Genomic DNA, 26,189 nt, shown 5'->3' with positions numbered 1-26,189 from the left:
ATCGAGGGGAAACATCCGCTCTGTGGCGTGGCTCTCCATGTGCAGGTCAGCGAGGGTGTCCAACGGTACGTATCGGACATTCGGTGCTACGGTCGCGGATCGTAGGTGATCCGGGTCATGTGGGGTGCTTCACCGCCGGGGTGCCGCTGGGTGAGGTGCCGTACGCGTCCGGTGAGGGATCCCGGGCGTCGAATGTGACCGCGGTCTCGAAGGCGGCCCGCCGGGTGGCCCGGCGCAGCGCGCGCAGCACCGCCGGGCCGAGGAACAGGGTCAGCACCACCGTGCACACGGCCCGGCCCAGGTCCCAGCCGAGCGAGGTGGCCAGGCAGTACGCCACGAAACGGGCCAGGTTGGCGGGGACGGAGGCGTGCGCGTCGAAGGAGATGTTCGAGGCCGCGGTGGAGAGGAAGGGCCAGCCGGCGAGATTCATGACGGTGCCGTAGGCGAGGGAGGCGAGGAAGCCGTAGCAGGCGAGGAGGAGCAGCTCGCCCCTGCCGCGCAGGCGCACCGCCCCCGGCAGCAGCCCGGCCCCCATCGTGAACCAGCCCATCGACAGCATCTGGAACGGCAGCCACGGCCCGACCCCGCCGGTGAGCAGGGCCGACGCGAACATCGTCACCGAACCCAGGGTGAACCCGAAACCGGGGCCGAGGACCCGCCCGCTGAGCACCATCAGGAAGAACATCGGCTCGATCCCGGCCGTCCCCGCGCCGATCGGGCGCAGCGCCGCCCCGGTCGCGGCCAGCACGCCGAGCATGGCCACGGCCTTCGGGCCGAGGTCCGACTCCGAGATCGTCGCCGCCACGACCGCGACCAGCAGGACGAGGAGGCCCGCGAAGAGCCAGGGGGCGTCCTGGGCGTGGGCGCTCAGCTGCGAGGTCGGCGGGGCGAGGAAGGGCCAGCCGAAGGCGACGACGCCCACCGCGCCGACCAGCACCAGCGCGGCGAGGGAGCGGGGCCGGACGCGGACGGCGTGCGGCCGGGTCCCCGGGCGCGGGGCGCTCATGCCAGCGCCTCGCGCACCTCGGCCACCGTGAGCCACCGCTGCGGGGCGAGGATCTTCGTCACCTGCGGGGCGAAGGACGGCGACGAGACGACGATCTGGGCGGTCGGCCCGTCGGCGATCACCTCCCCCTCGGCGAGCAGCACCACCCGGTGCGCGATCTCGGCCGCCAGCTCCACGTCGTGCGTGGCCAGCACGATCGCGTGCCCCTCGGCGGCGAGCCCGCGCAGCACGGTCACCAGCCGCGCCTTGGCCGCGTAGTCCAGACCGCGTGTCGGCTCGTCGAGCAGCAGCAGGGGCGGCCGGCCGGTCAGCACGACGGCCAGCGCGAGCGCCAGGCACTGGCCCTCGGACAGGTCGCGCGGGTGCGTGTCGTCGGTGATGCCCGGCAGCAGCTCCGACACCAGCGCCCGGCAGGTCCCCGGCTCGGCCCGGGCGTCCCGGTCCGCCGCCGCGCACTCGTCGCCGACCGTGTCGGCGTACAGCAGGTCACGCGGCTCCTGCGGGACCAGGCCGACGCGGCGTACGAGGTCGGGCGGTGCGGTGCGATGGGGGGTGACCCCGCCGACGGTCACGCTGCCGGTGGTGGGGGTCAGCAGGCCGACGAGGGAGCCGAGCAGGGTGGACTTCCCGGCGCCGTTGCGGCCCATGAGGGCGACGGTCTCGCCGGGGGCGACGGTGAGGTCGACGCGGCGCAGGGCGGTGATGCGGTCGCGGCGGACGGAGAGGGCGCGGATCTCGGCGGCGGTCCGAGGGAGGGACTGGGGGGTGTCCGGGGTCCGGCGGCGCAGGAGGGAGCGGCGGGGCGCGGGGCCGCGGCCGGGGTGCGACTGCCGCGGCGGAGGCACCGCGGCTGGGGCGGGATCGCCGTTCGCGGCCCTGGCCGCCAGACGTTCCCGCAGGTCACCCGCTCTGCGGCGGGCGTCACGGACCGTCAGGGGAAGGGGGGTCCAGTCGGCCAGCCGGCCCAGGGCGACGACCGGCGGGTACACCGGGGAGACTGTCATGACCTCGGCCGGGGTGCCGACGACCGCGGCCTCGCCGGGGGCCGGGAGCAGGACGACCCGGTCCGCGTAGTGGACGACGCGTTCCAGGCGGTGTTCGGCCATCAGGATCGTCGTGCCGAGGTCGTGCACCAGGCGCTGGAGCACCGCCAGCACCTCCTCCGCCGCGGCGGGGTCCAGGGCGGAGGTCGGCTCGTCCAGGACCAGGACCCGGGGGTGCGGGGTGAGGACCGAGCCGATCGCGACGCGCTGGCGCTGGCCGCCCGAGAGGGTGGCGATCGGTCGGTCGCGGAGCCCGGCGAGGCCCAGCAGGTCGAGGGTCTCCTCGACCCGGCGCCGCATCACCTCGGGGGCGAGGCCCAACGACTCCATCCCGTAGGCGAGTTCGTCCTCCACGGTGTCCGTGACGAAGTGGGCGAGCGGGTCCTGGCCCACGGTGCCGACCACGTCGGCGAGTTCGCGCGGCTTGTGGGTGCGGGTGTCGCGGCCGGCGACGGTGACGCGGCCGCGCAGGGTGCCGCCGGTGAAGTGCGGCACCAGCCCGCTCACCGCGCCGAGCACGGTGGACTTGCCGACCCCGGACGGGCCGACGAGCAGCACCAGTTCGCCCTCCGGCACCTCGAAGTCGATGCCCCGGACGCAGGGTTCGGCCGCGCCCTCGTACACCACGGCGACGTCCTCGAAGCGGATCACGACGGCTCCTTGGGGTCCTTGGGGGCCTTGGGCACGGCGAAGGCGGGCAGGAGGGAGAGGAGGACCGCGGCGGCGGGCCACAGGGGCAGGGCCGGGGCGACCAGGGGGACGACCCCCGGGTGCAGCGCCTCCGGGGCGCGGTCGGCGGCGAGGGTGAGGAGCGCGGCGACGGCGGCGCCCGAGCCGGCCACCAGCCAGGCGCGCGCGTCCCACGGGTCCGGGCGGTACCGGGTGCGCAGCGAGCGCCGGCCGCCCAGCTTCAGCCCCGCGAGCGCGGCGGCGACCCCGGCGAGCAGCACCGGCAGCCCGTAGCTGCCGCCCTCCGCGGTGAGCAGCCCGTACGTCCCCGCGCACACGCCGAGCAGGCCGCCGAGGGTGAGCGCGGCCGTCGTACGGCGGACCCGGGCGGGGACCTCGGCACTGCGTCCGTACCCCCGGGCCTCCATCGCGGCGGCGAGCGCGACCGAGCGTTCCAACGCGCCTTCCAGGACCGGCAGTCCGACCTGGAGCAGCCCGCGCAGGCCCCGGTCCGGGCGGCCGCGCAGCCGGCGGGCGGCGCGCAGCCGCTGGACGTCGGCGACGAGGTGCGGCGCGAAGGTGAGCGCGACGACGACGGCCACGCCGGTCTCGTACAGCGCGCCGGGCAGGGACTTGAGGAGACGGCCCGGAGCGGCGAGGGCGTTCGCCGCACCGACGCAGATCAGCAGCGTCGCCAGCTTCAGGCCGTCGTACGCAGCGAAGACCAGCGCCTCGGCGGTCACCTTCCCGCCCAGCCGGATGCCCTGCGCCCAGTGGGGGAGCGGGACTTCGGGGAGCGTGAACAGGGTGTGGGTGCCGGGGATCGGGGAGCCGAGCGCCACCGCGAACAGGAGGCGGACGAGGAGGACGACGAGGGCGAGCCTGGCGAAGGCGGCGTAGGAGCGGGCGAGCGGGGTGGGGGCGCGGTGCGTCGCGACGACGTACGCGGACGCGGATATGAGGAGCGCGAGGAGGAGGGGATTGGTGGTGCGGGTGGCGGCGGTCCCGAGGCTCAGGGCCCACAGCCACCAGGCACCGGCGTGAACGGTGCCCCGGTGCCCGGCGCCTGCGCTAGTCATTCCGTCGCCGTCGCGCCTGCCACACCGCCGCGCCCGCCAGCACGACGACCACGCCCACGCCGATCGGCAGGCCCAGCGCGGGCCCGTCCGAGGGGCTGTGCTCGGCGCCGTGCCCGGTGACGCGGCGCGGTTTCTGCGTGTCCGACACCTGCTCGCCGCACCCCCGGTGCGGATACCCGGCGATGGCGCACAGCAGGGCGTTGGTGTCGTAGCGCAGCGGTGGCGCGACGGCGGCCAGGGCGTCGGCGGTCGTCGCGTCGTCGGACACCCGGGCGCAGGCCGTACGGCCGGCCGGCGGGGTCTCGCCGGACGGCGCGTCCGCAGGGGTGCCGAAGTCGAGGACCAGCGCCACCCGCTTCATGCCGGCCTTGGCCGGCGTGGCCGCGCAGATCGTCCGGAAGTCCGCCGTGCCGCGCGGCCGGCTCGCGTCGGCCGAGTCCGCGCTGACCGCGAAGCGGAAACCCGCCACCGCGCCGTCGTCGGGACGGGCGATCGCCGGGCCCTGCGTGGCGTACGTCCACTGGTCGCCGGTGCGCTCCCAGAAGGACCAGTAGCGGTAACCGGCGGCCTGCGCCTGGGTCACCGCGGCGGCGAGGACGACGAACGCGGCCAGCGCCAGGGTCGCCGCACGGCGGACCCCGGTCACAGCTGCTGCTTCTTGCGGCCGCTGAGCAGGAAGCCGATGCCGATGCCCGCGACGAGGCAGACACCGACGAACCACCAGAGCCCGAACGACGATCCGCCGTCGGACTTCGTGGACTTCTCGGGGCTGTTGGACGCGTGCCCGGCGGATTCCATGCTGGGCGCCGGGCCCTGCGCGTTGAGCGAGCGGACCAGGCTGGTGCCGCCGAAGTCGCCCGGCTGCGCGCCCACCGCGTGCGCGGCGAGGATCAGCTGGGCGTACGCCGCCGGGCCGCTCTGCTCGGCCCAGTGCGTGGCGTTGTGCTCCAGCCAGGCGTACGACCGCGAGGCCTGCTCGACGTGCCCGTCGGCGGCGAGCGCGACGACCGTGTCCGCCGTGTTGCCGTAGTCCGGCTGGTCCGTGGCGCCGGGCAGCGCGGAGGTCAGGTGGCCGGTCTTCGCGACGGCCGACGCGAGGTTCGCGCCCGCGTTGTCCGCGATCTGCGCCGGGGTGAGGTGCTCGCCGGTGACGCACGCGCTGCTGCCGGGCGCCTTGCCGGCCGTCGTGACGAACCCCTTGCCGAGCGCGCCGAGTACGCCCGCCGCCGTCGCGTCCGCGTTGGCCGCGAGGGCGCCCTTCTTGTCCGGCTGGAAGGCGAGGCCGCCACCGCCGGGCCGCTTGCAGGGCACGGACATGGCGGCGAGGAGGTCGTAGGGGGACTTGCCCGCCCTGGTGGTCTTCGCCGGGTCCGTGCCGGTCGCGGCCAGGGCGCCGATGACGACGGACGTGGAGTTGGTGTCGCTGGCGCCGCCCGGGTTGTAGCCCCAGCCGCCGTCCGTGTTCTGCACGGACTTCAGCCAGGCGACCGCCTTGCCGACCACGTCGTCGTGCCCGCCGGTCGCCTTCAGGGCCTGGACGGCGGCGGCCGTGTTGTTGGTGTCCACCACGACCTTGCTGTCGCACGCCTTGTCCGGGGCGGCGCGGAACGCGGCGAACGCGCCGTTCGCGCACTGCTGGCCGGTGAGCCAGTCGACGGCCTGCGCGGCGGGCCGGTAGCCGAGCGTGCGCTGCGCGACCAGCGTCAGCGACTGGCGCCACACGCCGTCGTAGGCCGGGTCGGCCGTGCCGTACAGCCCGGCCGGGAGGGTGAGCTTCGCAGAGGGCGACGGGGCCGGGGACGCTCCGGCGGCCGTGGCGGGCGCGGCGGCGGCCAGCACGCCTACGGCGGCGAGAGCCGCTGCGCTGCGGCGGACGTTCATGGTCGGCGACTGCCTCTCCTGCGGGGAGCCGGGCAGCGCGCGGGGACACCCCGGGCGGCTCGGCTCCGTAGACCTCGACGGTGCCGTGCGCGGCGGGTCGCCGACGCACGTGAGCCGGTCAACGTCCCGTCCGGGGCAGTCCGGCTCACCGTCCGGTGACGAACGGCTCACGGTTGCGGGTTCAGCGCCGGAATTGCACCGGCTTCCCCCTGTACGGGTGTGATGACGACCCCGCCACCTTACCGGCAGGCCTGCGCGCGCCGGGGGGTGGCCGTGGGCACAGGGCGGCGGTGACCAGGGTGACGGCCATGACGACGGGGAAACCGCTCGGCGCGGGCCGCCCGGCGGACGTGTACGAGATCGACGCGGCGTGGGTGCTGAGCCGGGACCTCGTCATGGAACGCCTCTCGGGCCCGACCCTGCTGACCGCGCTCGCCGAGGGCCGTATCGATATGCGGCTCCGCCGTGTGGGCCCGGACGGCCACGACGCGCCTACGCCGCCCCCAGCGCCCGATCGCACTCCTCCGTGTCCTCACCCTCCACCACCCAGTACGACCGCCCGTCCGCCGACTCCGCGAAGCGGATCGCGGCGGCCCGCTGCCGGCTCGGCGTGGCGTCCACCGACGTGCCGCACGCCAGCGCCAGCGCCACCCGTGCCAGATCGACCCCCGTCGCCCGCTCCACCAGCCAGGGAATCAGGTCGCCCGGGAGGAACGGCGCGACCCCGGTCACCCGCGGGCCCCGGCCGGTCAGTCGCAGTCCCACGTGCGCGACGGTGTGCGCGAGCCCCAGCGCCCGGACCGCCCGCTCGACCGTCTGCCGCAGGAAGCGGTTGTGCAGCAGGCCGTCGTGCGCGTGGACCGAGTGGCGCAGCGGCAGGCCCCCCGGCGCCCCCGGTGTCGTACGGGTGAGCGCGGCGATGCGGACCTCGTCGTCCAGGACGACCGTCTCCGCGGACACCAGCGCGCCGTCGAGGTCACCGGGCCCGTCCGCGGTCAGGCGGTGCCGGGCGAGCAGCGCCTTCGACGTCGCGGGGTCGGTGCAGGCCCCGGCCGTCTCGTACGACAGGCCCGGCAGCCCCAGATACCCGGTGATCCGCGCGGCGGTGCGCAGATGCGCCCTGGTCCAGGTCAGCACGCCCGCGACCGGCTGCCCGTCCGCGTACCGCGCGATCGCCTCGGCCGTCCGCGCCTCGTGCGTGGGGTCGGCCGGGAGATGGCCGGACAGGAAGGGCCGCGCCCAGCCGGGTGCGGCGCTGTCGACCAGGATCACGGGGCGGGTCTCGGCGATCCGCTCCAGCGGGATCCCGTACGCGACGGGGCCGGCCCCGAGCAGGAGGACGGGCTGCGGCATCGGCGCATCACCTTTGCGGGAGAGGCAGGACAGCGGCAGAGCGGGACGGTCGGACGGGGCGGTCGGGCGGGCGGTGGAACGCCCCGGGTGCCGCTTCCCCCGTGTGCGGCACCCGGGGCGGGTCGAAATCTTGCTCTCTGTGGCGTGATCCTCACCCACCGCACGCTCAACTGTCAACTATTCCTGCCTCATTGGGCAGGAAGTCTTGTCATCTCTGGTCGGCGGACGGACGACCGGGTAGCCTCGCGTCTCGTCCCGTCGCCCGGTCGAGCGGTCGAGGGACGTACGACACAGCTCAGGGGGCCTCGGTGCGTGACGCCTACACCGCGCTGGCCGAAGTGCTGGCCAGAATCGGGGAGTTGACCGGCCGGCCCGGCCGGCTTCCGGAGGCCGTCGACGTGGCCGACCTCTCCCATCGCACCGGCATCCCCGTCGGCACCGTCGTGGAGCTGCTCGGCGGCGGCCGGGCGCCCGAGGCCGGACTGGCCCAACGCGTGCGCCAGCGGCTGGACTTCATCCGCGAGACCCGGCGCCGCCCCGACGGCAAGCGGTACTCGCTGGACGAGCTGGCCAGGATCGCCGGCACCAGCAGGCAGTGGCTGAGCGAGTGGCGCAGGAGCGGGCTGCCGAGCCTGGAGCACACCGACCGGCTGCGCCGGTTCTTCGGACTGCCGGCCGGCTTCTTCACGGCCGACGAACCGGAGGCGCTGCACGAGGCGTTGCAGCCGGTGCTCCAGGGGCTGGAGGCCGAGGCGGACCCGCTGCTGCGGCTGCGCGAGAGCGGCCTGGTCCGGCTCGCCGCACGAGCCCCGCAGATGAACGCCCGCCAGCTCGCCACGCTCGCCGACCTCGCCGAGATGATCATCTCCTCGGAACCGGCGGGGGACGCGAGTCGGTGAGGCCCTCCAGGTCACCGAAGCGGTTCCTCGACCGGCTGATGCGTGACACGGCCCGTACCTTCACCGCGCCGACCGGCGCCGAGGCCTTCCTGCACGCCCTGCGGCTCCACGCGCCGGTCATCGACAGGTTCCGTCGGCAGCCGGCCGGCACGGAAGGTCCCGTCGCGCATGCCTGACGCAGCCGCTGGTATACGCACCGCCCGCCGCGTCCCGCGCGCGGTCGCTCGCCCGGTGGACAACGCCTTGAACCTCGCCCTCGGCCCCCGCAAGCGCCCCCTCCCCGGCCCACCCCTGACCGACCTCAACCAGCCTTCCCGGCCGGGGGAGTCGGCCCTTTGAAGGGCAGTCGCAGCGCCCTGCGGTCCAGCAGCCACCGGCCGTCGTCGACCCGGCGGAACGAGTCCTCGTACGTTCCGATCTGGACGGGTGGTCCGGCGGGCACCATGCCGCCGGCGTACCCGTCGACGCGGTAGGTCGCGAAGTACGAGACGGCGGTGGCGGTGTCCGGTCCGGTCACGGTGACGAGGACGTTGGACATGAACCGGCGCGAGAGCCGGTCGGCGGGCCGGGAGCCGAAGTACTCCCGCAGCGCCGCCCGCCCGGCCACCCGCCGTCCGTCTCCCGGCGGGGGCCATTCCCAGACGCCGTCCTCGGTGAACAGCCCGGCCACGCCGGCCGGTTCGCCGAGGTCGAGGCGGTGGACGAAGTCGGTGATCAGGCGCTCGCAGGCGCGCTCGGCGAGCAGCAGCTCCAAGGTATCCATGAGGCTGTCCTACAGGGGAGCCGCGCCCGGGGCGAGCCGATTGCCGATCACACCGCCACGAACGCCACCGGCTCGCTCCCCGGCACCGCCTCCGCCCGCCCCTGCTTCACGAGCCGGCGCAGATGGGCCTCCGCTTCCGAGACGGCGATGTTTCTCGATCCGTACGGGATCTGCTCCCACGGGCGGTTCCACTCCATCCGCTCGGCCACCTGCCAGGGGGTGAGCGGCTCGGAGAGCAGGGCGAGCAGGCCGGCCAGCCGTTCCTCGTGGTGGGCGAGCAACTCCCGTACCCGGCCCGGCGCGTCGGTGAAGGTGTGCTGGTGTGCGGGGAGGACCTCGGCGGGGGCGAGCCGGCCGATCCGCTCCAGGGAGTCGAGGTAGTCACCGAGGGGGTCGGTGACGGTCGTGTCGTCGGGGTCCTCGTACAGGCCGATGTGCGGGGTGATCCCCGGGAGCAGGTGATCGCCGCTGAACAGCCGCCCGTGACCGGCGAGTCGGGCCGGATGTTCCTCCTCCAGGTGCAGGCACACGTGCCCGGGTGTGTGCCCCGGTGTCCAGATGGCGCGCAGCCGGCGGCCGGGCAGGTCGAGGAGTTCCCCCGGGGCGATCTCCCGGTCCGGGAGGGCGGGGGAGAGGCCGGGCAGGGTCCGCGGGCGCGGGGTGCGCAGGGGAGCCACATGCTCCTCGGGCGCCCCGGCCGCCGTCAGCTTGGCCGCCATGTACGTGTACCACCGCTCGGGCGGTGTCTCCCGCGTCCTGCGCACGATCGCCGCGTCGGCCGGATGCAGCGCCACCCAGGCGCCGGAGGCCTCGCGCACCCGCGCGGACAGCCCGTGGTGGTCCGGGTGATGGTGGGTGACGACGACGCCGTAGACCTCGTCCACCGCCGTACGGCACGCCGCGAGCCCCGCGACGAGGGTGTCCCAGGAGCCGGGATCGTCCCAGCCGGTGTCGACGAGCACGGGCCCCCGGTCGGTCTCCACCACGTGGACGAGAGTGTGGCCGAGGGGGTTGTCCGGGATCGGCACCGCAACGGACCGTACGCCCCCGCCGTGATCGAACGTCGTCGCCATCTGTCCTCCGCCCCACCGCCATTGCTCACTGTAACTAGAACTGATTACACGTCAGATAGCCATGGATGTCTGCCACGTGACCGCGAACTGACCTGCCATCGGGCAGTGGTTACCGGTCGTTGTCCGTCGTCGTCGGCCAAGCTCGGACGGCCCACAGGCGGCCCGGCTCTGAGTCATGACCGGTTGCCCGGATGGCCAGTGGCCATGACGTTCGCTTGGTTTGTGCCTGGCCTCGCTGATGACAGACACGATCAGCCCCCATCGCGCTTTCCAAGTCTGTTGGTGGGGGCAAGGGGCGCGGCTGTGGCCGTTCACCTGCGTTCATGGGCGAGCGGGGGCCGGGCTGGCCGCTGGCGATGGACTCGTCTGTACGACGGTGAACGTAGCTGAATGAGACGGAAACTGAGACGGAGCAGCCGCAGGGGAGCAGACTGGCTGTTGCTGAGCGTGAGGGGTTGCTGTGGTTGCGGTACTTCACTGCTGTACCGCAGCAACTCGGCGGGGGTGACTATGGAACGGCATCTGTTGATGCAGCTGCTGGCCGGTGACAACGACGACGTGTCCGCGGCAGCCCTTGCTGCCCTCCGCGGCGGCGCTACTCATGATGTGTCAGATTGGACCGTTCCCGCAGAGAGACCTGCCGTCGGCTATGCGACCCGACTTCGGTACTGGCGGCGAAAGGGCATCACGACTCTAGGGGTGGAACGAGCGGTGCAGCGCCTTCGCCAGCATGACCAGCCCCTGCGCTTCGGGCAGATCAGACCTGCCGATCGGTCCTGGACCTTCACGTTCTTCCTCGCCGATGACGGCAGCGCACTGGTGGCCTGCTTCGGTGTACGGCGGCCAGACGAACAATCACCGCTTTAGGAGAGAGGGTGAGGCGTCGGGCCGGTGACCTGCTGCTTCGGCGGCCGAGATGGCGGGCACAGATGTGCCCGCCGGCCACCCTTGTTGACCGCTGCTGACCCCGGCATCTGGCACGGCTGTGGCACGGCGACCTCTTCGTCCCGAAGCAACTTAGGCTGGCGCTCTGCCTTGGATTGGTGTGCTCTTCATCTGCGCTGATAGTTCGTACGCGTCCGTGCTCGTAAGCCGGTGTGCGTCGGCGTTGTCACGCAGTTAAACACTCACGCTTCGCGCTCGTTGTCGTCAGCGCTGCCGTCAATCAGGTGCGGGGTCTCTGCGCCCGGGAGGCTCGATGCCCCGCCCGGAGGACCAGGATCAGCACCGCGACCCAGAGCGCACCGTCGAGAGTGTCCATGACCATGACGATGGGGTGGGGCGCGAGCAGCAGGCCCGGCACCTTGGCGCTGATCAACCCCAGGCCAACGAGGAGAGGGAACCATGCCCGATAGAAGCGCATGCCCTGATCGGGACTCATTCCCTTCCGAACTCTGGCCCGCTCCCACCACTGGCCGCCGAGACTCATGAGGACCAGTGCGCACCCCATCGCAACTACGGACCAGTCCATGAACCGCAGCATCACAACTCCTTTATCAGGAGGAGGATCCTCCTCCCGCGGGTGATCACGGTCAAGGGGTCGACGCCGGGGTGCGTGGGCTGGCGCCCTGGCACGGCTCGCACCTTGTGATACCCGCTTTAGGAGTTCGATCCGTGTTCTGTCTGGCCGTAGAGTCCTGCGGTGGGCACCGGGGGCATGCGAATGTGCTGGTGTCCGGCAGTGTTGATGTCATCGGTGGATGTCAGTCTGATACGACGGCTGCCCAGGCCGGTGGCCTGCTAGAGCCTGGCTATCGACAGAATGGGGCCATGGACGCTGGATTGGCTGCACTGCTCGGCGCCGCCGTGGGCTCACTCGCCACCCTCGGCTCTGCGATGGTCACCGGGCGCGTGGCGGCACGCTCGCAGTTCGCTCAGTGGCGTCGGCAGCACCGCCGGGATGCCTATGCGAACTACCTGGCTGCGGTGTACGACCGCGATGTCGCCTTGGACGCGGTGCGAGACACGCTGCGGGGAGACCGACCGGACCTGCGCGAGGTTGACGAGAAGATGGAGCGTTTCGACGCCCAGGTCCGCAGCGTTCACCGGGCTGCCGAGTTTGTCATCCTCGAAGGTCCGCAGTCCGTGGTGGAGGCGCTCTACTGTGCGGTGCATGCGTCCGAGGACCTGGCCGAGCTCATGCGGCGGATGGCGCGTGATGCCCATGCGGGTGACACATCCCGCAAGGCTGAGGACACCGCGCTCGCCGCTGAGCGCGAGCACCTGCTGTACCAGGCCGTGAAAGGCCTCCGCGCAGCGGCTGCGGACGTCCTCGGCGACAGCCGGATACGCGTCTAGTAGTCGCTTGGCCGGCGGGTACCCATGGTGCTGGCGCCATCAGCTTGGGAAGCTCAGGTGATCCGGGGTCGATCGCTCTGCTGACCTGGGGCGGAGCGGTGTCGGTGTCCGGCCGACCGCTGGCTCGGTCCCCGGTATTCCCCGCTGTTCCCCGCCCGACCTGGCACGGATCTGGCACGTCCAGCGTCGGCACCAGATGTGGCCTCAAGAGGTCTCGTCCTCTTCCTCCGGGCCGAAGCTCTCCGACAGGTTCATCATGGAGGCCCGCTAGCCGGGCCGTTGCTCGTGCTGAGCCGCTTCTCGACGGCTCAGGATTCAACCGTCGTCAGCTGCCTCACGGTGACGATCGAAGTCTTCCCACGCCTGCCGCTGGATCTCCTCGGTATTCGCAAGGAGTTCCTCCAGGGGCTGCGTCGGCGGGGAGGGGGAAGGGTGCGACTGGATGAGCGTTTCGTAGAGGTACGCGCATGCTTCGGTCTCGGTGGCGAAACTCTGCATGACGCTGTCCTGTGAGCGTTGGCGCAGCCCTACGGTCCAGCCGTCGCCCTCACGACACAGGAAGTAGTAGGCATCCAGTTGGATGGGCACGTCGTGGATACCAGGGATGTCGTAGAACGCCTCTGGAACGTCCGCCTCGCGGAGCCTTTCAACGAGTTCTGCGCTGTCCATCAGGTCCGTCCCATCGTCTGCCTCAGAGGTGGCCACCGACCGGGTAGATCCGCGGCCACCCCGGGCCTGGTTTCGTCAGCTCACGTGCAGTTCCTCCAGTTTGTACGCGTTGATGAGCATGGGGATCGTCGGTTTTGTCACGTACTGGAGGCCCAGGCCGGGCTGGCCGAACCAGGGCCTGATCGGGCCGGCGTCGACGGTGAACGGCTGGAGGACCCTGTAGAGGTGGTAGCTGAACGGGTACGTTTTGACGTAGGTGTCGAGATTGCTCGGTGGGATCGCGCGCTTGGCGTACGGCGTGCCTGCGGGGGCGAGAAAGTTGCCGAAGCCGCTGCCGAAGAGGTCGACCAGCTGGCCCTTGCGCAGCGTCACGGAGTGCTTCACCGGCTGGCCGTTCTTCAGCACGAAGCCGTTGTTGTCGGGATACCACCAGCCGGGCTTCCCTGTCTGGGGATCCGTCTGCCAGTAGCATCCGAGGAACCGGGAGGCGGAGGTGTCGTCCGTGCGGTGATAGCCCCTCAGCATCTTGCCGAGGGCGCCTGTCCGGGGAAGGTAAGTCGGCCCCAGCCGCCAGTCGTTGAGGTAGTAGCGCTGGTACGCAGTCGTCGGCGCGGAGTTGTTCCCGCGGCTACGGTGCGTCGTCGGGCAGTGGGATTCGTTCCCCGCCCGGAGGTGGTCTGCGTGGGCCGTGGCCGGTGAGATGCCGACCAGCAGGAGGAGCGAAGCGAGGACGCTCCCCACGAAAGCGCGCAGTACGCGCATCCGGTCTCCCTTTCTCTTCCGGCGCCAACAGGCGCCGCGTGGGGGCGGTCGGTCGGCTCCGGTGACCGGCTGACCGCCTCATCGTGTTACAGGGCTCAGTTCACGCGCGGCATATGCCTGAGAGGTGAAGGAGTCGCAGATAGTCACCCGAACCGATGAGCCGAATTCCTCGGATGGTCGAAGACCGGGGGCGATGCAACGGGCGGGGCAGGGCGCGAGCGCCATCTGATCCGTAGCTCTGCAGAGATCGGTCATGAGAGGTCATACAGGCTGCCGGTAAGTACAGGAAGGTCGATGTAGGGCGCTGCCAGTTGCCGTGACTCCCCGTGGGGTACCCCCCCTCATCGGGCACGCGGGGGGACGTGTGGCTCTCAGCCCTCCTGCTCAAGCCTGTCCCGGGCCCTGCTCGGCTCTCACCAGTGCTCTGAGCCGTCCCGGCGCACAGGCTTTGAGGTCTGCCCTCATCCTTATCAGGTCGACTACAGGGGACCGTCGACGTCGGTCGACTGGGCCTGCGCCTCGGTCGATCGTCCACTGAGGTCCGGCGCCGACCGCCGCTGTTCGTGCGTGTTGGTGTCAGCCGTTGGTGTCAACCGCCGCCGCCCTCGCGCCGCCTGTACTGCTTGCGATGTGCCGAGCGGCAACGCCTACGAAGTCGTCGTGGGCGGCCCGCGCTGCCTCCTGTGCGGCGTCGAGGGCATCGGAATCGGTGGCGTCCCGTAGGGCAAGGGCCGTAGTCACCATTGCCCGCGCGGCAGAGTAGACATGGGGGCTGGGTATGAGTACTTGCAGCACCGTCATGGGTTGGGTGAGCGCGGAGCGAATGACATGGGACTCGTTCCGTAATTGCTCTTGCTGGGCTGCGCCTGCCTGGCTGAGCCGTGCTTGCCCGCGCTTCCGCATGATGCGACGGTAGTCGGCTCCGGCGGCGGCGAGTTGGGTGATCGCGTCGAGCTGGTCACGGCGCAACTGCGCAGCCATCGCCGCTCGCTCGGTACGGCCGGAGGCAAGGTGCTGGAACATGCCGGTCGCGATTGACCCCAGCAAGGTTCCCAAAACGGCAACGATGGTGTTTAGCAAGGTAATCCCCCCGAGGACAGGTCGATCGGCAGCCCCATCTAACGGGATTGCATCAGTGTGCGTCTGCTGCGCCCTCCCGTACCTCTACCCACCACTTTCCCCGGCTCCCATCCCGTACGCCGTCGACCCACACACCGTGGAGCCGGCGTGGTTCATGGCGTCCAGGTGGAGCGCACCACTGTACGAACGACCTGGACGCCATGGGCCGCGTCTGCTCGGCTCTGCCTGGGTCGACGGCGTACGGGATGGGAGCGCCCCGCGCACGCCACTACGGACCCGCGGCCGCGAACGGCGCTTCCTCCACCCCGGTGCTGGCCGATCCCCCGCCAGAGGCACTGTTCTGACCGTGGCCGCGAAGTGCGGTGATCGACTGATGGCCACCGGCCTATCCACCAGTGGGCGCGCGTCGGCGCAGCGCGGGCGGAGCGGGCCGGAGGCAGGAGCGGCGCCCGCAGCGGAGCCGGGAGCGCGCCCGGCGGAGCGGAGCGCAGCCGGGGCTTGATGCAGCAGGGAAACTTGAATCGCCCTACGGGGCCACGCGGAACCAGAGTGGGGCTCGGCCCAGGGGGCGTGCTCGGTGGGAGCCCGGACACTTTGTCTGGGCTCCCACCAGTTGGACATCAGAAGCTAGCTTCGGCGACGAGCGCAGGGCCCTCCCTGCCCTGTCGCCTGATCGGTACGGTGAAGGGCGCCCCTACTCGACAGCGGGAGGCAGTAGCGCATGCGTGGTCTCGGAGATCACCTCAGCATCGGAGAGCGGATCGCGTTCTACCGCAAGCGTCGCGGCTACACGCAAGAGGTTCTGGCGGGCCTGGTCGGCCGCAGCACTGACTGGCTGGCGAAGATCGAGACTGGTCGCAGGAAGCCGCCCCCGCATCGACATGCTTGCCGAGCTGTCGCGCATCCTGCGTGTCCCGCTTGGCGACCTGCTCGGTCAGACCGTACTTGTTGAGGACGAGCGGCAACAGGATGACGTCCCGGCTGTCCGTGACGCTCTCATGAGCCCTCGACGGCTGTCGCGGCTGCTTTTCGGTCCGGACGCTGAGGCTCAGCTTCCCACTCCTGCCCCTGTGGCCGTCCGTGTGGAGCAGGCATGGAACGACTACCAGGGCGGCCGGCTCGGTAGCGTCATCGCTGCTCTTCCTGCCCTCCTCCAGACCGCTCAGGAGTTGGAAGAGCGAGCGGCCCGCCGTGGAGAGGACCGGGGCGACTGCGGGCGGCCGGTGAAGGCAACGACGCCCCACAGACGGCCCAGGCCGCGTGAAGGGACCTCCCGCCAGCGGTGAACCTGCTGGTGGGGGCCTATCCGACCCTAGGTCTGGCCTAGTTTGACTAGAACTGATATCAGTTCTGAAACAGTGTCAGAAAGGTGGCGGCGGCCATGACCGAGCTCATCGAACACGGACAGCTGTTCATCGGCGGGGAGTTGACCGACCCCGTGGGCAAGGACGTCATCGAGGTGATCTCGCCGCACACCGAGGAGGTCATAGGCCGGGTTCCGCACGCCTCGCGGGCGGACGTCGACCGGGCGGTGGCCGTGGCGCGCCGCGCCTTCGACGAGGGGCCCTGGCCGCGGGCGACGCAGGAGGAGCGGATCGACGTCGTCACCCGCATCAAGGACGGCATCGCCGCCCGGCACGAGGAGATCGCCCGGGTGATCTCCTCGGAGAACGGCTCGCCGTACTCCTGGAGCGTCCTCGCCCAGGCGCTCGGCGCGATGATGGTGTGGGACGCGGCGATCAGGGTCGCGCAGGGGTACGCGTACGAGGAGCGGCGCGACGGCGTCCTCGGGCCGATCCTCGTCCGGCGGGAGCCGGTCGGGGTGGTCGCGGCCGTGGTCCCGTGGAACGTCCCGCAGTTCGTGGCCGCCGCCAAGCTCGCGCCCGCGCTGCTGGCCGGCTGCACCGTCGTACTGAAGCCGTCCCCGGAGTCGCCGCTGGACGCGTACGTACTGGCCGAGATCGCCCGGGACGCCGGCCTCCCCGAGGGGGTGCTCTCGATCCTCCCCGCCGACCGGGAGGTCAGCGAGTACCTGGTCGGTCACCCCGGCGTCGACAAGGTCTCCTTCACCGGCTCGGTCGCGGCCGGCAAGCGCGTGATGGAGGTCGCCGCCCGCCATCTCACCCGCGTCACGCTGGAGTTGGGCGGAAAGTCGGCGGCGGTCGTGCTGCCCGACGCGGACGTGGCGACGGCGGTCGCCGGCATCGTCCCGGCCGCCTGGATGAACAACGGGCAGGCGTGCGTCGCCCAGACCCGCATCCTCGTCCCGCGCACCCGCTACGACGAGTACGCCGACGCCTTCGCGGCCGCGGCGAGCGCGCTCGCGGTCGGCGACCCGCTGGACCCGGCGACCCAGGTCGGCCCGCTGGTCGCCCGCCGCCAGCAGCAGCGCAACCTCGACTACATCCGGATCGGCCAGGAGGAGGGCGCCAAGGTCCTCACCGGCGGCGGCCGCCCGGCGGGCCTGGAGCGCGGCTGGTACGTCGAACCGACCCTCTTCGGCGACGTCCACAACGGCATGCGGATCGCCCGCGAGGAGATCTTCGGCCCGGTCATCTGCCTCCTCCCGTACGGCGACGAGCGCGAAGCGGTGGAGATCGCCAACGACTCCGACTACGGCCTGTCCGGCAGCGTGTGGACGGCCGACGTCGAGCACGGCATCGAGGTCGCCCGGCAGGTCCGCACCGGCACCTACTCGGTCAACACCTTCAGCCTGGACATGCTCGGCCCGTTCGGCGGCTACAAGAACTCCGGTCTGGGGCGGGAGTTCGGCCCGGAGGGCTACGGCGAGTACCTCGAACACAAGATGATCCACCTGCCGGCGGGGGCGTGAGCATGGGCGACCGCTGGCACGTCGAGGTCGACCGCTCGCTGTGCATCGGCTCGGCCCAGTGCCTCCACCACGCCCCCGACGTCTTCCGCCTCGACTCGGCCCGCCAGTCCCACCCGGTGACCCCGGACACCGACGCCACCGAACAGATCCTGGAGGCGGCCGAGAGCTGCCCGGTGGAGGCGATCCTGATCACGCTGGCGGAGGGCGGGGAGGCGGTGTTTCCGCCGGAGGAGTGAGGAGCGGCGCGCACCGGCGACGACGGTCACCGGCGACGACGGTCAGGGGTGACCGCGGTCACCGGTGCGCGCCCGGCTCCGTCAGGTCGATCAGGCGGCACACCGTCTCGATGTCGATCTTCACCTGGGCGATGGAGGCGCGGCCCGAGAGCCAGGTGATGAGGGCCGAGTGCCAGGTGTGCTCGATGACGCGCACCGCCGAGAGCTGCTCGGGGGTGGGGTGCTCCAGGCCCATCGCGTCCAGGATGATCACCGTCGTCTGGCGGGAGACCTGGTCGACCTCGGGGGAGACGCTGCGGTCGGCGAAGGTGAGGGCGCGCACCATCGCGTCGGCCAGGTGCGGCTCGCGCTGCAGGGCGCGGAAGGCGCGCATCAGGGTCTCCGCGACGCGCTCGGCGGCCGTGTCGCCCGCCGGGGGCTTCTTGCGCAGCGTGCCGTGCATGTGCTCCAGCTGGTCCTGCATGGTCGCGACCAGCAGATGCACCTTGGAGGGGAAGTAGCGGTACAAGGTGCCGAGGGCGACCTGGGAGGACTCGGCGACCTCGCGCATCTGGACGGCGTCGAAACCGCCCCGGCTGGCCAGCTGGGCGCTGGCGTGCAGGATCCTGCGGCGGCGGGCCTCCTGCCGCTCGGTGAGCGGAGCCGAGGGCGACAAGGCCGACAAGGCCGACGACGAGGGCCGGACCGTACTGGCTTCCGGCTTGGATTCCGCAGGCATGGGTCCCGCTCCGTGACAGTCGGTGAGGGCGTCTGTAGGGCACGTGATCAAACAGCATGGCAGAGCGGTCCGCCGTGGCGTGAATCACCTGATCCACCGCTCACAGCCCCCTTACCTGCCGGTAGATTCAGAGCCTCTTGAACGATCAAGTCTGAAACTTGTTCTAGATTAGCGTCCCGGCGTAGTCTCGCGGGACAGCGCAGGCAGAAGGGGGCACGGAGTGACCGCTGAGGCCCGTGCCGCGGGTGTCCAGGAGGATCCTGCGGCCGACGGCGGGCGACCGCTCGACATCGCGCTCCTCACCTATAAAGGGAACCCGTTCTGCGGCGGCCAGGGTGTCTACGTACGGCATCTCTCGCGCGAGCTGGCCCGCCTCGGGCACCGTGTCGAGGTGATCGGCTCACAGCCGTACCCGGTCCTCGACGAGGGGTGTCCCGGGCTCACCCTCACCGAGCTGCCGAGCCTGGACCTGTACCGCCAGCCCGACCCCTTCCGCACCCCCGGCAGGGACGAGTACCGGGACTGGATCGACGGCCTCGAAGTCGCGACCATGTGGACCGGCGGGTTCCCCGAGCCGCTGACGTTCTCCCTGCGCGCCCGGCGCCATCTGCTGGCCCGACGCGGCGCGTTCGACGTCGTCCACGACAACCAGACCCTGGGCTACGGACTGTTGGGCGACATCGGCGCGCCCCTCGTCACCACGATCCACCACCCCATCACCGTCGACCGGCAGTTGGAGCTGGACGCGGCCGAGGGCTGGCAGCGCCGCTACTCGGTCCGGCGCTGGTACGCCTTCACCCGGATGCAGAAGCGCGTCGCCCGTCGGCTGCCCTCCGTCCTCACCGTCTCCGGTACCTCCCGCCAGGAGATCGTGGACCACCTCGGCGTGCGCGACGACCGCATCCACGTGGTCCACATCGGTGCCGACACCGACCTGTTCTCGCCGAATCCGGCCGTGCCCGAGGTGCCGGGCCGGATCGTCACCACCTCCAGCGCCGACGTGCCGCTCAAGGGCCTGGTCTTCCTCGTGGAGGCGCTCGCCAAGGTGCGCACCGAGCACCCGGCCGCGCACCTCGTCGTCGTCGGCAAGCGCCCCGAGGAGGGGCCGGTGGCGGCGGCCGTCGAGCGCTACGGCCTCGCCGGCGCCGTCGAGTTCGTCAAGGGCATCTCCGACGCCGAACTCGTCGACCTGATCCGCTCCGCCGAGGTCGCCTGCGTGCCCTCGCTGTACGAGGGCTTCTCGCTGCCGGCCGCCGAGGCGATGGCCACCGGCACCCCGCTCCTCGCCACGACCGGCGGCGCGATCCCCGAGGTCGCCGGCCGCGACGGCGAGACCTGTCTGGCCGTGCCGACCGGCGACGCGGGTGCGCTCGCCGCCGGGCTCGCACGGCTGCTCGGCGACCCGGAGCTGCGCGCCCGGCTCGGCCGGGCCGGCCGGGAGCGGGTGCTCGCCCGCTTCACCTGGGCCAGGGCCGCCGAGGGCACCGTCACCCGCTACCGCGAGGCCATCGCCGACGCAGGCGGCCCGCAGCACCACCAGCCGCTCCCCGAGGGCCGCCCCGCGGCCGCAGCAACAGGCGTCTACACCGAAAGCAGGGCCACGTGCTGACCGTCGACTTCTCCCGGTTCCCGCTCGCCCCGGGCGACCGTGTCCTGGATCTCGGCTGCGGGGCCGGCCGGCACGCCTTCGAGTGCTACCGGCGCGGCGCCCAGGTCGTGGCCCTGGACCAGAACGGCGAGGAGATCCGCGAGGTCGCCAAGTGGTTCGCGGCGATGAAGGAGGCCGGCGAGGCGCCCGAGGGGGCCACCGCCACCGCCATGGAGGGCGACGCCCTCGCCCTCCCCTTCCCCGACGAGTCCTTCGACGTCGTCATCATCTCCGAGGTGATGGAGCACATCCCCGACGACAAGGGCGTGCTCGCCGAGATGGTCCGCGTCCTCAGGCCGGGCGGCCGCATCGCCATCACCGTGCCCCGCTACGGCCCCGAGAAGGTCTGCTGGGCGCTGTCCGACGCCTACCACGAGGTCGAGGGCGGCCACATCCGCATCTACAAGGCCGACGAACTGACGGCGAAGGTCCGCGAGGCCGGCCTCAGGCCCTACGGCAGCCACCACGCGCACGCGCTGCACTCGCCGTACTGGTGGCTGAAGTGCGCGTTCGGCGTCGACAACGACAAGGCGCTGCCGGTGCGGGCGTACCACAAGCTGCTGGTCTGGGACATCATGAAGAAGCCGCTGGCCACCCGGGTCGCCGAGCAGGCGCTCAACCCGGTCATCGGCAAGAGCTTCGTGGTCTACGCCACCAAGCCGCACCTGCCGCGTCTCGCGGAGGGTACGGAAGAGGTGGCCGCCAAGTGACCACCCCCCGGACAGAACACCTCGTCCTGCCCGGGGTCCTCACCGCCGAGCAGGCCGCCGCGACCGTCCGCGGCATCCTCGCCGTACAGCGGGAGGACGGCGCGATCCCGTGGTTCCGCGGGCATCACCTGGACCCCTGGGACCACACCGAGGCCGCGATGGCCCTGGACACGGCCGGCGAGCACGCGGCCGCCGAGCGGGCGTACACCTGGCTGGCCCGGCACCAGAACGAGGACGGCTCCTGGTACGCCGCCTACGCCGACGGCGCCCACGACGACGTCACCGACCGCGGCCGCGAGTCGAACTTCGTCGCCTACATAGCCGTCGGCGTCTGGCACCACTACCTCTCCACCGGCGACGACACGTTCCTGGACCGCATGTGGCCCAGCGTCTACGCGGCGGTGGAATGGGTCCTGCGGCTCCAGCGGCCCGGCGGCCAGATCGGCTGGCGGAAGGACGACGACGGCACGCCCGTCACGGACGCGCTGCTCACCGGCAGTTCCTCCATCCACCAGGCGCTGCGCTGCGCCCTCGCGATCGCCGAACAGCGTGAAGAGCCGCAGCCGGACTGGGAGTTGGCGGTCGGTGCGCTGCGCCACGCGATCCGCCGCCACCCGGAGCGCTTCCTCGACAAGGACCGCTACTCGATGGACTGGTACTACCCGGTCCTCGGCGGTGCCCTCACCGGCGAGGAGGCCAGGGCCCGCATCGCCGAGTCCTGGGACCGCTTCGTCGTACCGGACACCGGCGTGCGCTGCGTGGTCCCCAACCCATGGGTGACCGGCGGCGAGTCCAGCGAACTCGCCCTCGCCCTGTGGGCGGTGGGCGAGTCGGACCGCGCCCTCACCATCCTGCAGTCCATCCAGCACCTGCGCGACCCCGACAGCGGCCTGTACTGGACCGGCTACGTCTTCGACGACGACGCGATCTGGCCGCGCGAGCTGACCACCTGGACGGCGGGCTCCCTGCTGCTCGCGGTGGCGGCCCTGGGCGGCCACGAGGCGACGTGCGCGGTGTTCGGGGGCGAGCAGCTGCCGTCCGGCCTGGATCCGGACTGTTGTGACTGAGCCGCGCACCCGCGGCCGAGATCGCAACCGGAAGCCACCCAAGTGGCGCATCCGGTCGGGCCGCGCCACCCTGCCAAGGGAACGAAAAACTCGGGGAAAACGTCCGGAGGACCCCGTGCGCGTACCGATCCGACGCCACGTCGTGGCGCTCACGCTCTCCACCGCCTTGCTGGCCGGCACCGCGGCCTGCGGAACCGGCGAGATGACCAGTACGAAGGACACGAAGGACACCGCGGCGGTCCAGGCCGTCCCCGCCGCCGCCAAACCCAGCCCGACCACCTCGGCGGAACGCCAGAAGTTCGCCAAGACCCGGTTCGTGACGAACGCGGGCCTCGCGGCCGGCGCGACCTACCAGTGGATCGTGAAGCCCTGGAAGGCGGGCAAGTTCAAGAAGGGCGCCCACGGCCGCAAGAAGGCCCTGGTGAAGGCCGCGCTGGCCGGTGCCTTCACGTACAACCGCCTCAAGGCCGCCAAGCGCAACGCGCAGGGCGACCCGGCGCTCGCCAAGGCGCTCGCGCCGCTCTCCTCGGGCATCGACGCGCTGAAGAACCTGCCGGCCAAGCTCAAGAACGGTGACACCGGCGCGGTCAGCTCCTTCAACGACACCGTCAACAAGGTCAAGACCGCGGGTGCGGGTGCCGGTGCCCCGGTCCAGAACAAGGTGCCCTCGGCGGCGCAGCTCGCCAAGGGCTAGGCGGCGGCTAGGAGTTCAGCTCCGCCAGCACCCTGAGCGTGTGCGGGTCCGGTGACACGGCCAGCAGGTCCGTCACCGGGCCCGCCCGCCACGCCGCCAGCCGCTCGGCGATCCGCTCACGCGGGCCGACCAGCGAGATCTCGTCGGCGAAGGCGTCCGGCACGGCGCGTACGGCCTCCTCGCGCCGCCCGGCCAGGAACAGTTCCTGGATCCGCCGGGCCTGCTCCTCGAATCCCATGCGGGCCATCAGGTCGGCATGGAAGTTGCGGGCCGCGTGTCCCATCCCGCCGATGTAGAAGCCGAGCATGGCCTTGACGGGCAGCAGTCCCTCGGCCACGTCGTCGCAGACCCGCACCTGGGCCAGCGGTGCCACCATGAACCCCTCGGGCAGCTTCCGCACCGCCTCCCCGTACGCCTCGGGCCGGCTCGGCGCCCAGTACAGCGGCAGCCACCCGTCGGCGATCCGGATCGTCTGGGCGACGTTCCTCGGTCCCTCGGCACCGAGCAGGACGGGCAGGTCGGACCGGAGCGGATGGGTGATCGGCTTCAGCGGCCGGCCGAGCCCGGTGCCGTCCGGGCCCCGGTACGGCACGGGATGGAACCGCCCCTCCACCGCCACCGGCCCCTGCCTGCGCAGGACCTGCCGTACGACGTCGACGTACTCCCGGGTCGCGGTCAGCGGCGAGGCCGGGAACGGGCGGCCGTACCACCCCTCCACCACCTGCGGTCCCGACAGTCCGAGCCCGAGCATCATCCGCCCGCCGGAGAGGTGGTCCAGGGTGAGGGCGTGCATGGCGGTGGCGGTCGGTGTGCGGGCGGCCATCTGGGCAACTCCCGTACCCAGCCTGATCGTCGAGGTCCGCGCCGCGATCCAGGTGAGCGGTGTGAAGGCATCGGACCCCCACGACTCCGCGGTCCACACCGAGTCGTACCCGAGCCGCTCCGCCTCGACGGCCAGCGGCACGTGTCCGGCGTCGGGGCCGCGTCCCCAGTATCCGAGTGCGAGGCCGAGCCGCATACGCCACCTGCCTTCCGGCGACTGTCATCTGACGATACATCAGTTAACTGACCGGGAGCCGAGGGTACGGCAACGGCCCCCCGCCCGGAAGGGCGAGGGGCCGTACGTCCTGGCGCTCGGGGCTCAGCCGCGCTGGATGCCGGAGGTGTCCTGGAGGACGCCGCGACGGCCGTCCTGGGTCTGCGCGACGAGCGTGGCACCGCGCTGCTCGACGGCCAAGTACCAGGTGCCCGGGGCCAGTTCGGCGATCGGGGTCGGCGCGCCGTCCTCACCGAACAGCGGCCGGGTCACCGGCACGGCGAACCAGAACGGCGAGAAGTCCGCGGAGGCCGGCTGCGCCGCGGCCGGAGCGGCAGCCTGCGGCTGGGGCGCAGCGGGCGGCTGCTGCCCGAACGGCTGACCGGGCTGCGGCTGGGCGCCGTACGGCTGCTGCGGTGCCGGGGCACCCGGGTAGCCGTAACCGCTCGGCGGCTGGGCCCCGTAGGGCTGCGGCGCGACCGGCTTCGGCGCCGGCACCAGGGCGGCCTGGAGGGCGGGGACGAGGGGGGTGGCGATGGCGGCGCCCGCCATGACCAGCGTGGCGATGAGCGCGATGATCAGGCCGGTGCCGGCGCTCGGCCCGTCGTTGGAGTTGCCGACGTTGTTCAGGCCGCCGGCCGGGTCGATGATGTTGCCGAGGGCGCTCCAGGCGGCGAACACCGTGAAGGCGACGCCGAACTGGCCGAGGTCCAGGCCCACGACCTTGGGCGGCTGCGGCAGGGCGCGGGCGACGACGACGAGCGCGGCGCCGATGATGCCCGCGAACACGACGCTGAGCAGAACCGGTCCGCTTGCCCACAGGCTGGGCATGGAAACGCTGTCCGGTACTCCGTTGACGGAGTAGTTGTCGAGGAACGACGCGATGAACAGCACCACCGCTGCTCCGATCACCACGCCATCGCCTCTAGTGAGGGAGCGGATATTCACTTCAGGTCCTTCGTAGGTCGTCTCTCGTCGTCGGTAGACACTACCGTCCGCAAGATCCGGCCGTCCGGCCGTATCCGCCCGCCGGTCACGACTCGCGCAGGAAACTCACGATTCCGTCAGACATCCCTTGCGCGGCCTTCTGCCGCCAGGCTCCGCTGGTCAGCAGTGCCGAGTCCTTGCTATCGCGCATGTTGCCGCACTCGATGAACACCTTCGGAACTGTTGACAGATTGAGACCACCCAGGTCCGTGCGCGTGACGAGACCGGTGCCCTTGCCGACGTAGTTGGACGGCGGCTCGCCGGTGTCCCGCAGGAAGTCGCCCGCGATACGGGTGCCCAGGTCGCGGGAGGGGCCGACGATCTTCCGGGTGTCGGCGGCACCGGCGTGCACGGACCCCGGCAGGATCACGTGGAAACCGCGGTCGCCCTCGGCGGCGCCGTCGGCGTGGATGGAGATCGCCGCGTCGGCGCGGGCGGTGTTCCCGATGTGGGCCCGCTGGTCCACGCAGGGTCCCCAGGCGGGGCTGTCCCCGTCGCGGGTCATCTTCACCATGGCGCCCTGCTTCTCCAGCAGGGTGCGCAGCCGGTGGGCGACGTCGAGGGTGAAGCGGGCCTCGGTGTAACCGGCGTCGGTGGACGTCCCGGTGGTGTCGCATTCCTTCCGGTTCGTCCCGATGTCGACCTGCTGGTTGATCTCGGTGGCGTGCTCGAAGTTGCCCTGGTTGTGCCCGGGGTCGATGACGACGACCTTCCCCGCGAGCGGACCGGACCCGCCGGCCGTGTCCTTGCCGTCGCCCGCGGAACCGGAGGGCGAGGCGGAGTCGGTCGAGGGCGACGAGTGGGACGAGGACGCGGCGGAAGTGCCGGAGGCCGACGCGGCGGAAGCGGCGTGGTCCGGACCGCCGCCTCCCACGGCCTCGTACACCACCCAGCCGAGCAGCGCACCGGGCACCAGCGCGGCGAGTGCCACGGTCAGGGGGCCGCGCCGGGGCCGGCGCGGCTGCGGGGTTTCGAATTCCGGGCCTGTGTACGACACGTCTGCGACTCTAACCGGGGCCTCAGATCCCCGCGCGCGTTCGCCGCAGGACACGGAGCGAACCGGTGACGGAGATCTCCTCGAACGCCCCGGACGCCAGAGCCCGCAGGTACACGCGGTACGGCGCCTGGCCGGTGAACTCGTCCTCGGGCTCCGGGAAGACGTCGTGGATGACGAGCAGGCCCCCCTCGGCGACGTGCGGCGCCCAGCCCGCGTAGTCGGCGCTCGCGTGTTCGTCCGTATGGCCCCCGTCGATGAAGACGAGGCCGAGCGGGGAGTTCCACACCGCCGCGATCTGCGGGGAGCGGCCTACCAGGGCGACCACGTGCTCCTCCAGCCCGGCCCGGAACAGCGTGCGGCGGAAGGCCGGCAGCGTGTCCATCAGCCCGATCTCGGGGTCGACGGTCTCCGGGTCGTGGTAGTCCCAGCCGGGCTGCTGCTCCTCGCTGCCCCGGTGGTGGTCGACGGTCAGCGCGGCGACCCCGGCCGAGCGGGCCGCGTCGGCGAGCAGCACGGTGGACCGCCCGCAGTACGTCCCGACCTCCAGCAACGGCAACCCCGCCCGCCCGGCCGCCACGGCCGCGGCATACAGCGCCAGCCCCTCGTCCACGGGCATGAACCCCTTGGCCGCCTCGAACGCGGCGAGGATCTCGGGGGCGGGGGTGGGTGCGGACATGGGGGGCCTTCC

Annotated in this window: 27 protein-coding genes and 1 riboswitch; of the genes, 10 read left to right on the top strand and 17 right to left on the bottom strand. The window is 71.9% G+C overall.

The window, feature by feature from the left end:
* Nucleotides 1-115: 115 nt before the first annotated feature.
* From BIV25_RS02095 to BIV25_RS02070, 6 genes are all read right to left on the bottom strand, one after another.
* Nucleotides 116-1,006: an ECF transporter S component gene (locus BIV25_RS02095; RefSeq protein WP_071370347.1), complete on the bottom strand. Its 891-nt coding sequence runs from the start codon at nt 1,004-1,006 to the stop codon at nt 116-118.
* Nucleotides 1,003-2,700 (bottom strand): ABC transporter ATP-binding protein, encoded by a 1,698-nt coding sequence (locus BIV25_RS02090; protein WP_071370346.1) that lies wholly within the window; start codon nt 2,698-2,700, stop codon nt 1,003-1,005. Before BIV25_RS02090 ends, BIV25_RS02095 begins: the two co-directional genes overlap by 4 nt.
* A complete protein-coding gene (locus BIV25_RS02085; RefSeq protein WP_256255519.1) occupies nt 2,697-3,797 on the bottom strand; it encodes an energy-coupling factor transporter transmembrane protein EcfT in 1,101 nt (366 codons plus the stop codon). The genes BIV25_RS02090 and BIV25_RS02085 overlap by 4 nt, the downstream gene beginning before the upstream one ends.
* Nucleotides 3,790-4,443 (bottom strand): SCO2322 family protein, encoded by a 654-nt coding sequence (locus BIV25_RS02080; protein WP_071370345.1) that lies wholly within the window; start codon nt 4,441-4,443, stop codon nt 3,790-3,792. Before BIV25_RS02080 ends, BIV25_RS02085 begins: the two co-directional genes overlap by 8 nt.
* Complete coding sequence (locus BIV25_RS02075) at nt 4,440-5,678, bottom strand: prenyltransferase/squalene oxidase repeat-containing protein (RefSeq protein ID WP_071370344.1); 1,239 nt, start codon at nt 5,676-5,678, stop codon at nt 4,440-4,442. Before BIV25_RS02075 ends, BIV25_RS02080 begins: the two co-directional genes overlap by 4 nt.
* 116 nt (nt 5,679-5,794) lie before the next feature.
* A riboswitch (cobalamin riboswitch) is annotated at nt 5,795-5,927 on the bottom strand.
* A 243-nt stretch (nt 5,928-6,170) separates the two neighbouring features.
* Nucleotides 6,171-7,031 (bottom strand): hypothetical protein, encoded by an 861-nt coding sequence (locus BIV25_RS02070; protein WP_071370343.1) that lies wholly within the window; start codon nt 7,029-7,031, stop codon nt 6,171-6,173.
* A 308-nt stretch (nt 7,032-7,339) separates the two neighbouring features.
* Between BIV25_RS02070 and BIV25_RS02065 the strand changes: the two genes are divergently transcribed.
* Together BIV25_RS02065 and BIV25_RS02060 are read left to right on the top strand one after the other, a co-directional pair.
* The gene (locus BIV25_RS02065; protein WP_071370342.1) at nt 7,340-7,930 is read left to right on the top strand and encodes a helix-turn-helix transcriptional regulator; all 591 of its coding nucleotides are present in this window, start codon (nt 7,340-7,342) and stop codon (nt 7,928-7,930) included.
* Nucleotides 7,927-8,106 carry a hypothetical protein gene (locus BIV25_RS02060; RefSeq protein WP_071370341.1) on the top strand — a complete coding sequence of 60 codons (180 nt, stop codon included), beginning with the start codon at nt 7,927-7,929 and terminating at the stop codon, nt 8,104-8,106. The genes BIV25_RS02065 and BIV25_RS02060 overlap by 4 nt, the downstream gene beginning before the upstream one ends.
* A gap of 125 nt (nt 8,107-8,231) precedes the next feature.
* Here BIV25_RS02060 and BIV25_RS02055 read toward each other — a convergent pair whose 3' ends face one another.
* The 3 genes from BIV25_RS02055 to BIV25_RS02045 all read right to left on the bottom strand — a co-directional run bounded on the left by BIV25_RS02055 (nt 8,232) and on the right by BIV25_RS02045 (nt 11,249).
* Complete coding sequence (locus tag BIV25_RS02055; RefSeq protein ID WP_071370340.1) at nt 8,232-8,693, bottom strand: nuclear transport factor 2 family protein; 462 nt, start codon at nt 8,691-8,693, stop codon at nt 8,232-8,234.
* Between the two features lie 47 nt (nt 8,694-8,740).
* Nucleotides 8,741-9,766 carry an MBL fold metallo-hydrolase gene (locus BIV25_RS02050; protein WP_071370339.1) on the bottom strand — a complete coding sequence of 342 codons (1,026 nt, stop codon included), beginning with the start codon at nt 9,764-9,766 and terminating at the stop codon, nt 8,741-8,743.
* A 1,165-nt stretch (nt 9,767-10,931) separates the two neighbouring features.
* Nucleotides 10,932-11,249, bottom strand: coding sequence for a hypothetical protein (locus tag BIV25_RS02045; RefSeq protein ID WP_071370338.1), 318 nt, complete (start codon nt 11,247-11,249; stop codon nt 10,932-10,934).
* Nucleotides 11,250-11,536: 287 nt separating this feature from the next.
* On the opposite strand from BIV25_RS02045, the gene BIV25_RS02040 reads away from it, so the two are divergent.
* The gene (locus tag BIV25_RS02040) at nt 11,537-12,064 is read left to right on the top strand and encodes a proline dehydrogenase (RefSeq protein WP_071370337.1); all 528 of its coding nucleotides are present in this window, start codon (nt 11,537-11,539) and stop codon (nt 12,062-12,064) included.
* Between the two features lie 315 nt (nt 12,065-12,379).
* On the opposite strand, the gene BIV25_RS02035 is transcribed toward BIV25_RS02040, so the two are convergent.
* The 3 genes from BIV25_RS02035 to BIV25_RS02025 all read right to left on the bottom strand — a co-directional run bounded on the left by BIV25_RS02035 (nt 12,380) and on the right by BIV25_RS02025 (nt 14,575).
* Nucleotides 12,380-12,733 (bottom strand): hypothetical protein, encoded by a 354-nt coding sequence (locus BIV25_RS02035; RefSeq protein ID WP_071370611.1) that lies wholly within the window; start codon nt 12,731-12,733, stop codon nt 12,380-12,382.
* Between the two features lie 75 nt (nt 12,734-12,808).
* A complete protein-coding gene (locus tag BIV25_RS02030; protein ID WP_071370336.1) occupies nt 12,809-13,495 on the bottom strand; it encodes a TNT domain-containing protein in 687 nt (228 codons plus the stop codon).
* Between the two features lie 576 nt (nt 13,496-14,071).
* Complete coding sequence (locus BIV25_RS02025; protein ID WP_071370335.1) at nt 14,072-14,575, bottom strand: hypothetical protein; 504 nt, start codon at nt 14,573-14,575, stop codon at nt 14,072-14,074.
* Between the two features lie 721 nt (nt 14,576-15,296).
* Here BIV25_RS02025 and BIV25_RS52330 point away from each other — a divergent pair.
* From BIV25_RS52330 to BIV25_RS02010, 3 genes are all read left to right on the top strand, one after another.
* Entirely contained in the window at nt 15,297-15,527 is a 231-nt protein-coding gene (locus BIV25_RS52330; protein WP_256255518.1) for a helix-turn-helix domain-containing protein, read from the top strand.
* A gap of 429 nt (nt 15,528-15,956) precedes the next feature.
* Nucleotides 15,957-17,408: an aldehyde dehydrogenase gene (locus BIV25_RS02015; RefSeq protein ID WP_071370334.1), complete on the top strand. Its 1,452-nt coding sequence runs from the start codon at nt 15,957-15,959 to the stop codon at nt 17,406-17,408.
* A gap of 2 nt (nt 17,409-17,410) precedes the next feature.
* Nucleotides 17,411-17,644: a ferredoxin gene (locus BIV25_RS02010; protein WP_071370333.1), complete on the top strand. Its 234-nt coding sequence runs from the start codon at nt 17,411-17,413 to the stop codon at nt 17,642-17,644.
* A gap of 58 nt (nt 17,645-17,702) precedes the next feature.
* Here BIV25_RS02010 and BIV25_RS02005 read toward each other — a convergent pair whose 3' ends face one another.
* Nucleotides 17,703-18,362, bottom strand: coding sequence for a TetR family transcriptional regulator (locus BIV25_RS02005; protein WP_071370332.1), 660 nt, complete (start codon nt 18,360-18,362; stop codon nt 17,703-17,705).
* Nucleotides 18,363-18,582: 220 nt separating this feature from the next.
* Here BIV25_RS02005 and BIV25_RS02000 point away from each other — a divergent pair, with 220 nt between their 5' ends.
* The 4 genes from BIV25_RS02000 (at nt 18,583) to BIV25_RS01985 (ending at nt 22,481) form a co-directional block, all read left to right on the top strand.
* A complete protein-coding gene (locus BIV25_RS02000; protein ID WP_071370331.1) occupies nt 18,583-19,971 on the top strand; it encodes a glycosyltransferase family 4 protein in 1,389 nt (462 codons plus the stop codon).
* Nucleotides 19,965-20,720 carry a class I SAM-dependent methyltransferase gene (locus BIV25_RS01995; protein ID WP_071370330.1) on the top strand — a complete coding sequence of 252 codons (756 nt, stop codon included), beginning with the start codon at nt 19,965-19,967 and terminating at the stop codon, nt 20,718-20,720. The genes BIV25_RS02000 and BIV25_RS01995 overlap by 7 nt, the downstream gene beginning before the upstream one ends.
* Nucleotides 20,717-21,787, top strand: a complete 1,071-nt coding sequence (locus BIV25_RS01990; RefSeq protein ID WP_071370329.1) for a prenyltransferase — start codon at nt 20,717-20,719, stop codon at nt 21,785-21,787. The genes BIV25_RS01995 and BIV25_RS01990 overlap by 4 nt, the downstream gene beginning before the upstream one ends.
* A gap of 115 nt (nt 21,788-21,902) precedes the next feature.
* The gene (locus BIV25_RS01985) at nt 21,903-22,481 is read left to right on the top strand and encodes a hypothetical protein (RefSeq protein WP_071370328.1); all 579 of its coding nucleotides are present in this window, start codon (nt 21,903-21,905) and stop codon (nt 22,479-22,481) included.
* Between the two features lie 7 nt (nt 22,482-22,488).
* On the opposite strand, the gene BIV25_RS01980 is transcribed toward BIV25_RS01985, so the two are convergent.
* The 4 genes from BIV25_RS01980 to BIV25_RS01965 form a co-directional block, all read right to left on the bottom strand.
* Nucleotides 22,489-23,499 (bottom strand): LLM class F420-dependent oxidoreductase, encoded by a 1,011-nt coding sequence (locus BIV25_RS01980; RefSeq protein ID WP_071370327.1) that lies wholly within the window; start codon nt 23,497-23,499, stop codon nt 22,489-22,491.
* A gap of 123 nt (nt 23,500-23,622) precedes the next feature.
* On the bottom strand, nt 23,623-24,465 hold the full coding sequence (locus tag BIV25_RS01975) for a DUF5336 domain-containing protein (protein WP_071370326.1): 843 nt from the start codon (nt 24,463-24,465) through the stop codon (nt 23,623-23,625).
* Between the two features lie 85 nt (nt 24,466-24,550).
* Nucleotides 24,551-25,501: an N-acetylmuramoyl-L-alanine amidase gene (locus tag BIV25_RS01970; protein ID WP_177235130.1), complete on the bottom strand. Its 951-nt coding sequence runs from the start codon at nt 25,499-25,501 to the stop codon at nt 24,551-24,553.
* A 22-nt stretch (nt 25,502-25,523) separates the two neighbouring features.
* A complete protein-coding gene (locus BIV25_RS01965) occupies nt 25,524-26,177 on the bottom strand; it encodes a class I SAM-dependent methyltransferase (protein WP_071370325.1) in 654 nt (217 codons plus the stop codon).
* Between the last annotated feature and the right edge of the window lie 12 nt (nt 26,178-26,189).

Source organism: Streptomyces sp. MUSC 14, assembly GCF_001866675.1.
GTDB lineage: Bacteria > Actinomycetota > Actinomycetes > Streptomycetales > Streptomycetaceae > Streptomyces.
Note: the sequence above shows the minus strand (reverse complement) of the source record. Positions and strands in the feature narration are given on the sequence as shown.

Coding starts and splice junctions, on each gene's coding strand:
- BIV25_RS52330 (WP_256255518.1), top strand. CDS start 15,297: ATGCGTGGTCTCGGAGATCACCTCAGCATCGGAGAGCGGATCGCGTTC.
- BIV25_RS01965 (WP_071370325.1), bottom strand. CDS start 26,177: ATGTCCGCACCCACCCCCGCCCCCGAGATCCTCGCCGCGTTCGAGGCG.
- BIV25_RS02040 (WP_071370337.1), top strand. CDS start 11,537: ATGGACGCTGGATTGGCTGCACTGCTCGGCGCCGCCGTGGGCTCACTC.
- BIV25_RS02055 (WP_071370340.1), bottom strand. CDS start 8,693: ATGGATACCTTGGAGCTGCTGCTCGCCGAGCGCGCCTGCGAGCGCCTG.
- BIV25_RS02050 (WP_071370339.1), bottom strand. CDS start 9,766: ATGGCGACGACGTTCGATCACGGCGGGGGCGTACGGTCCGTTGCGGTG.
- BIV25_RS02085 (WP_256255519.1), bottom strand. CDS start 3,797: ATGACTAGCGCAGGCGCCGGGCACCGGGGCACCGTTCACGCCGGTGCC.
- BIV25_RS02045 (WP_071370338.1), bottom strand. CDS start 11,249: ATGCTGCGGTTCATGGACTGGTCCGTAGTTGCGATGGGGTGCGCACTG.
- BIV25_RS02075 (WP_071370344.1), bottom strand. CDS start 5,678: ATGAACGTCCGCCGCAGCGCAGCGGCTCTCGCCGCCGTAGGCGTGCTG.
- BIV25_RS02005 (WP_071370332.1), bottom strand. CDS start 18,362: ATGCCTGCGGAATCCAAGCCGGAAGCCAGTACGGTCCGGCCCTCGTCG.
- BIV25_RS02070 (WP_071370343.1), bottom strand. CDS start 7,031: ATGCCGCAGCCCGTCCTCCTGCTCGGGGCCGGCCCCGTCGCGTACGGG.
- BIV25_RS01980 (WP_071370327.1), bottom strand. CDS start 23,499: ATGCGGCTCGGCCTCGCACTCGGATACTGGGGACGCGGCCCCGACGCC.
- BIV25_RS02010 (WP_071370333.1), top strand. CDS start 17,411: ATGGGCGACCGCTGGCACGTCGAGGTCGACCGCTCGCTGTGCATCGGC.
- BIV25_RS02095 (WP_071370347.1), bottom strand. CDS start 1,006: ATGAGCGCCCCGCGCCCGGGGACCCGGCCGCACGCCGTCCGCGTCCGG.
- BIV25_RS02035 (WP_071370611.1), bottom strand. CDS start 12,733: ATGGACAGCGCAGAACTCGTTGAAAGGCTCCGCGAGGCGGACGTTCCA.
- BIV25_RS02015 (WP_071370334.1), top strand. CDS start 15,957: ATGACCGAGCTCATCGAACACGGACAGCTGTTCATCGGCGGGGAGTTG.
- BIV25_RS02030 (WP_071370336.1), bottom strand. CDS start 13,495: ATGCGCGTACTGCGCGCTTTCGTGGGGAGCGTCCTCGCTTCGCTCCTC.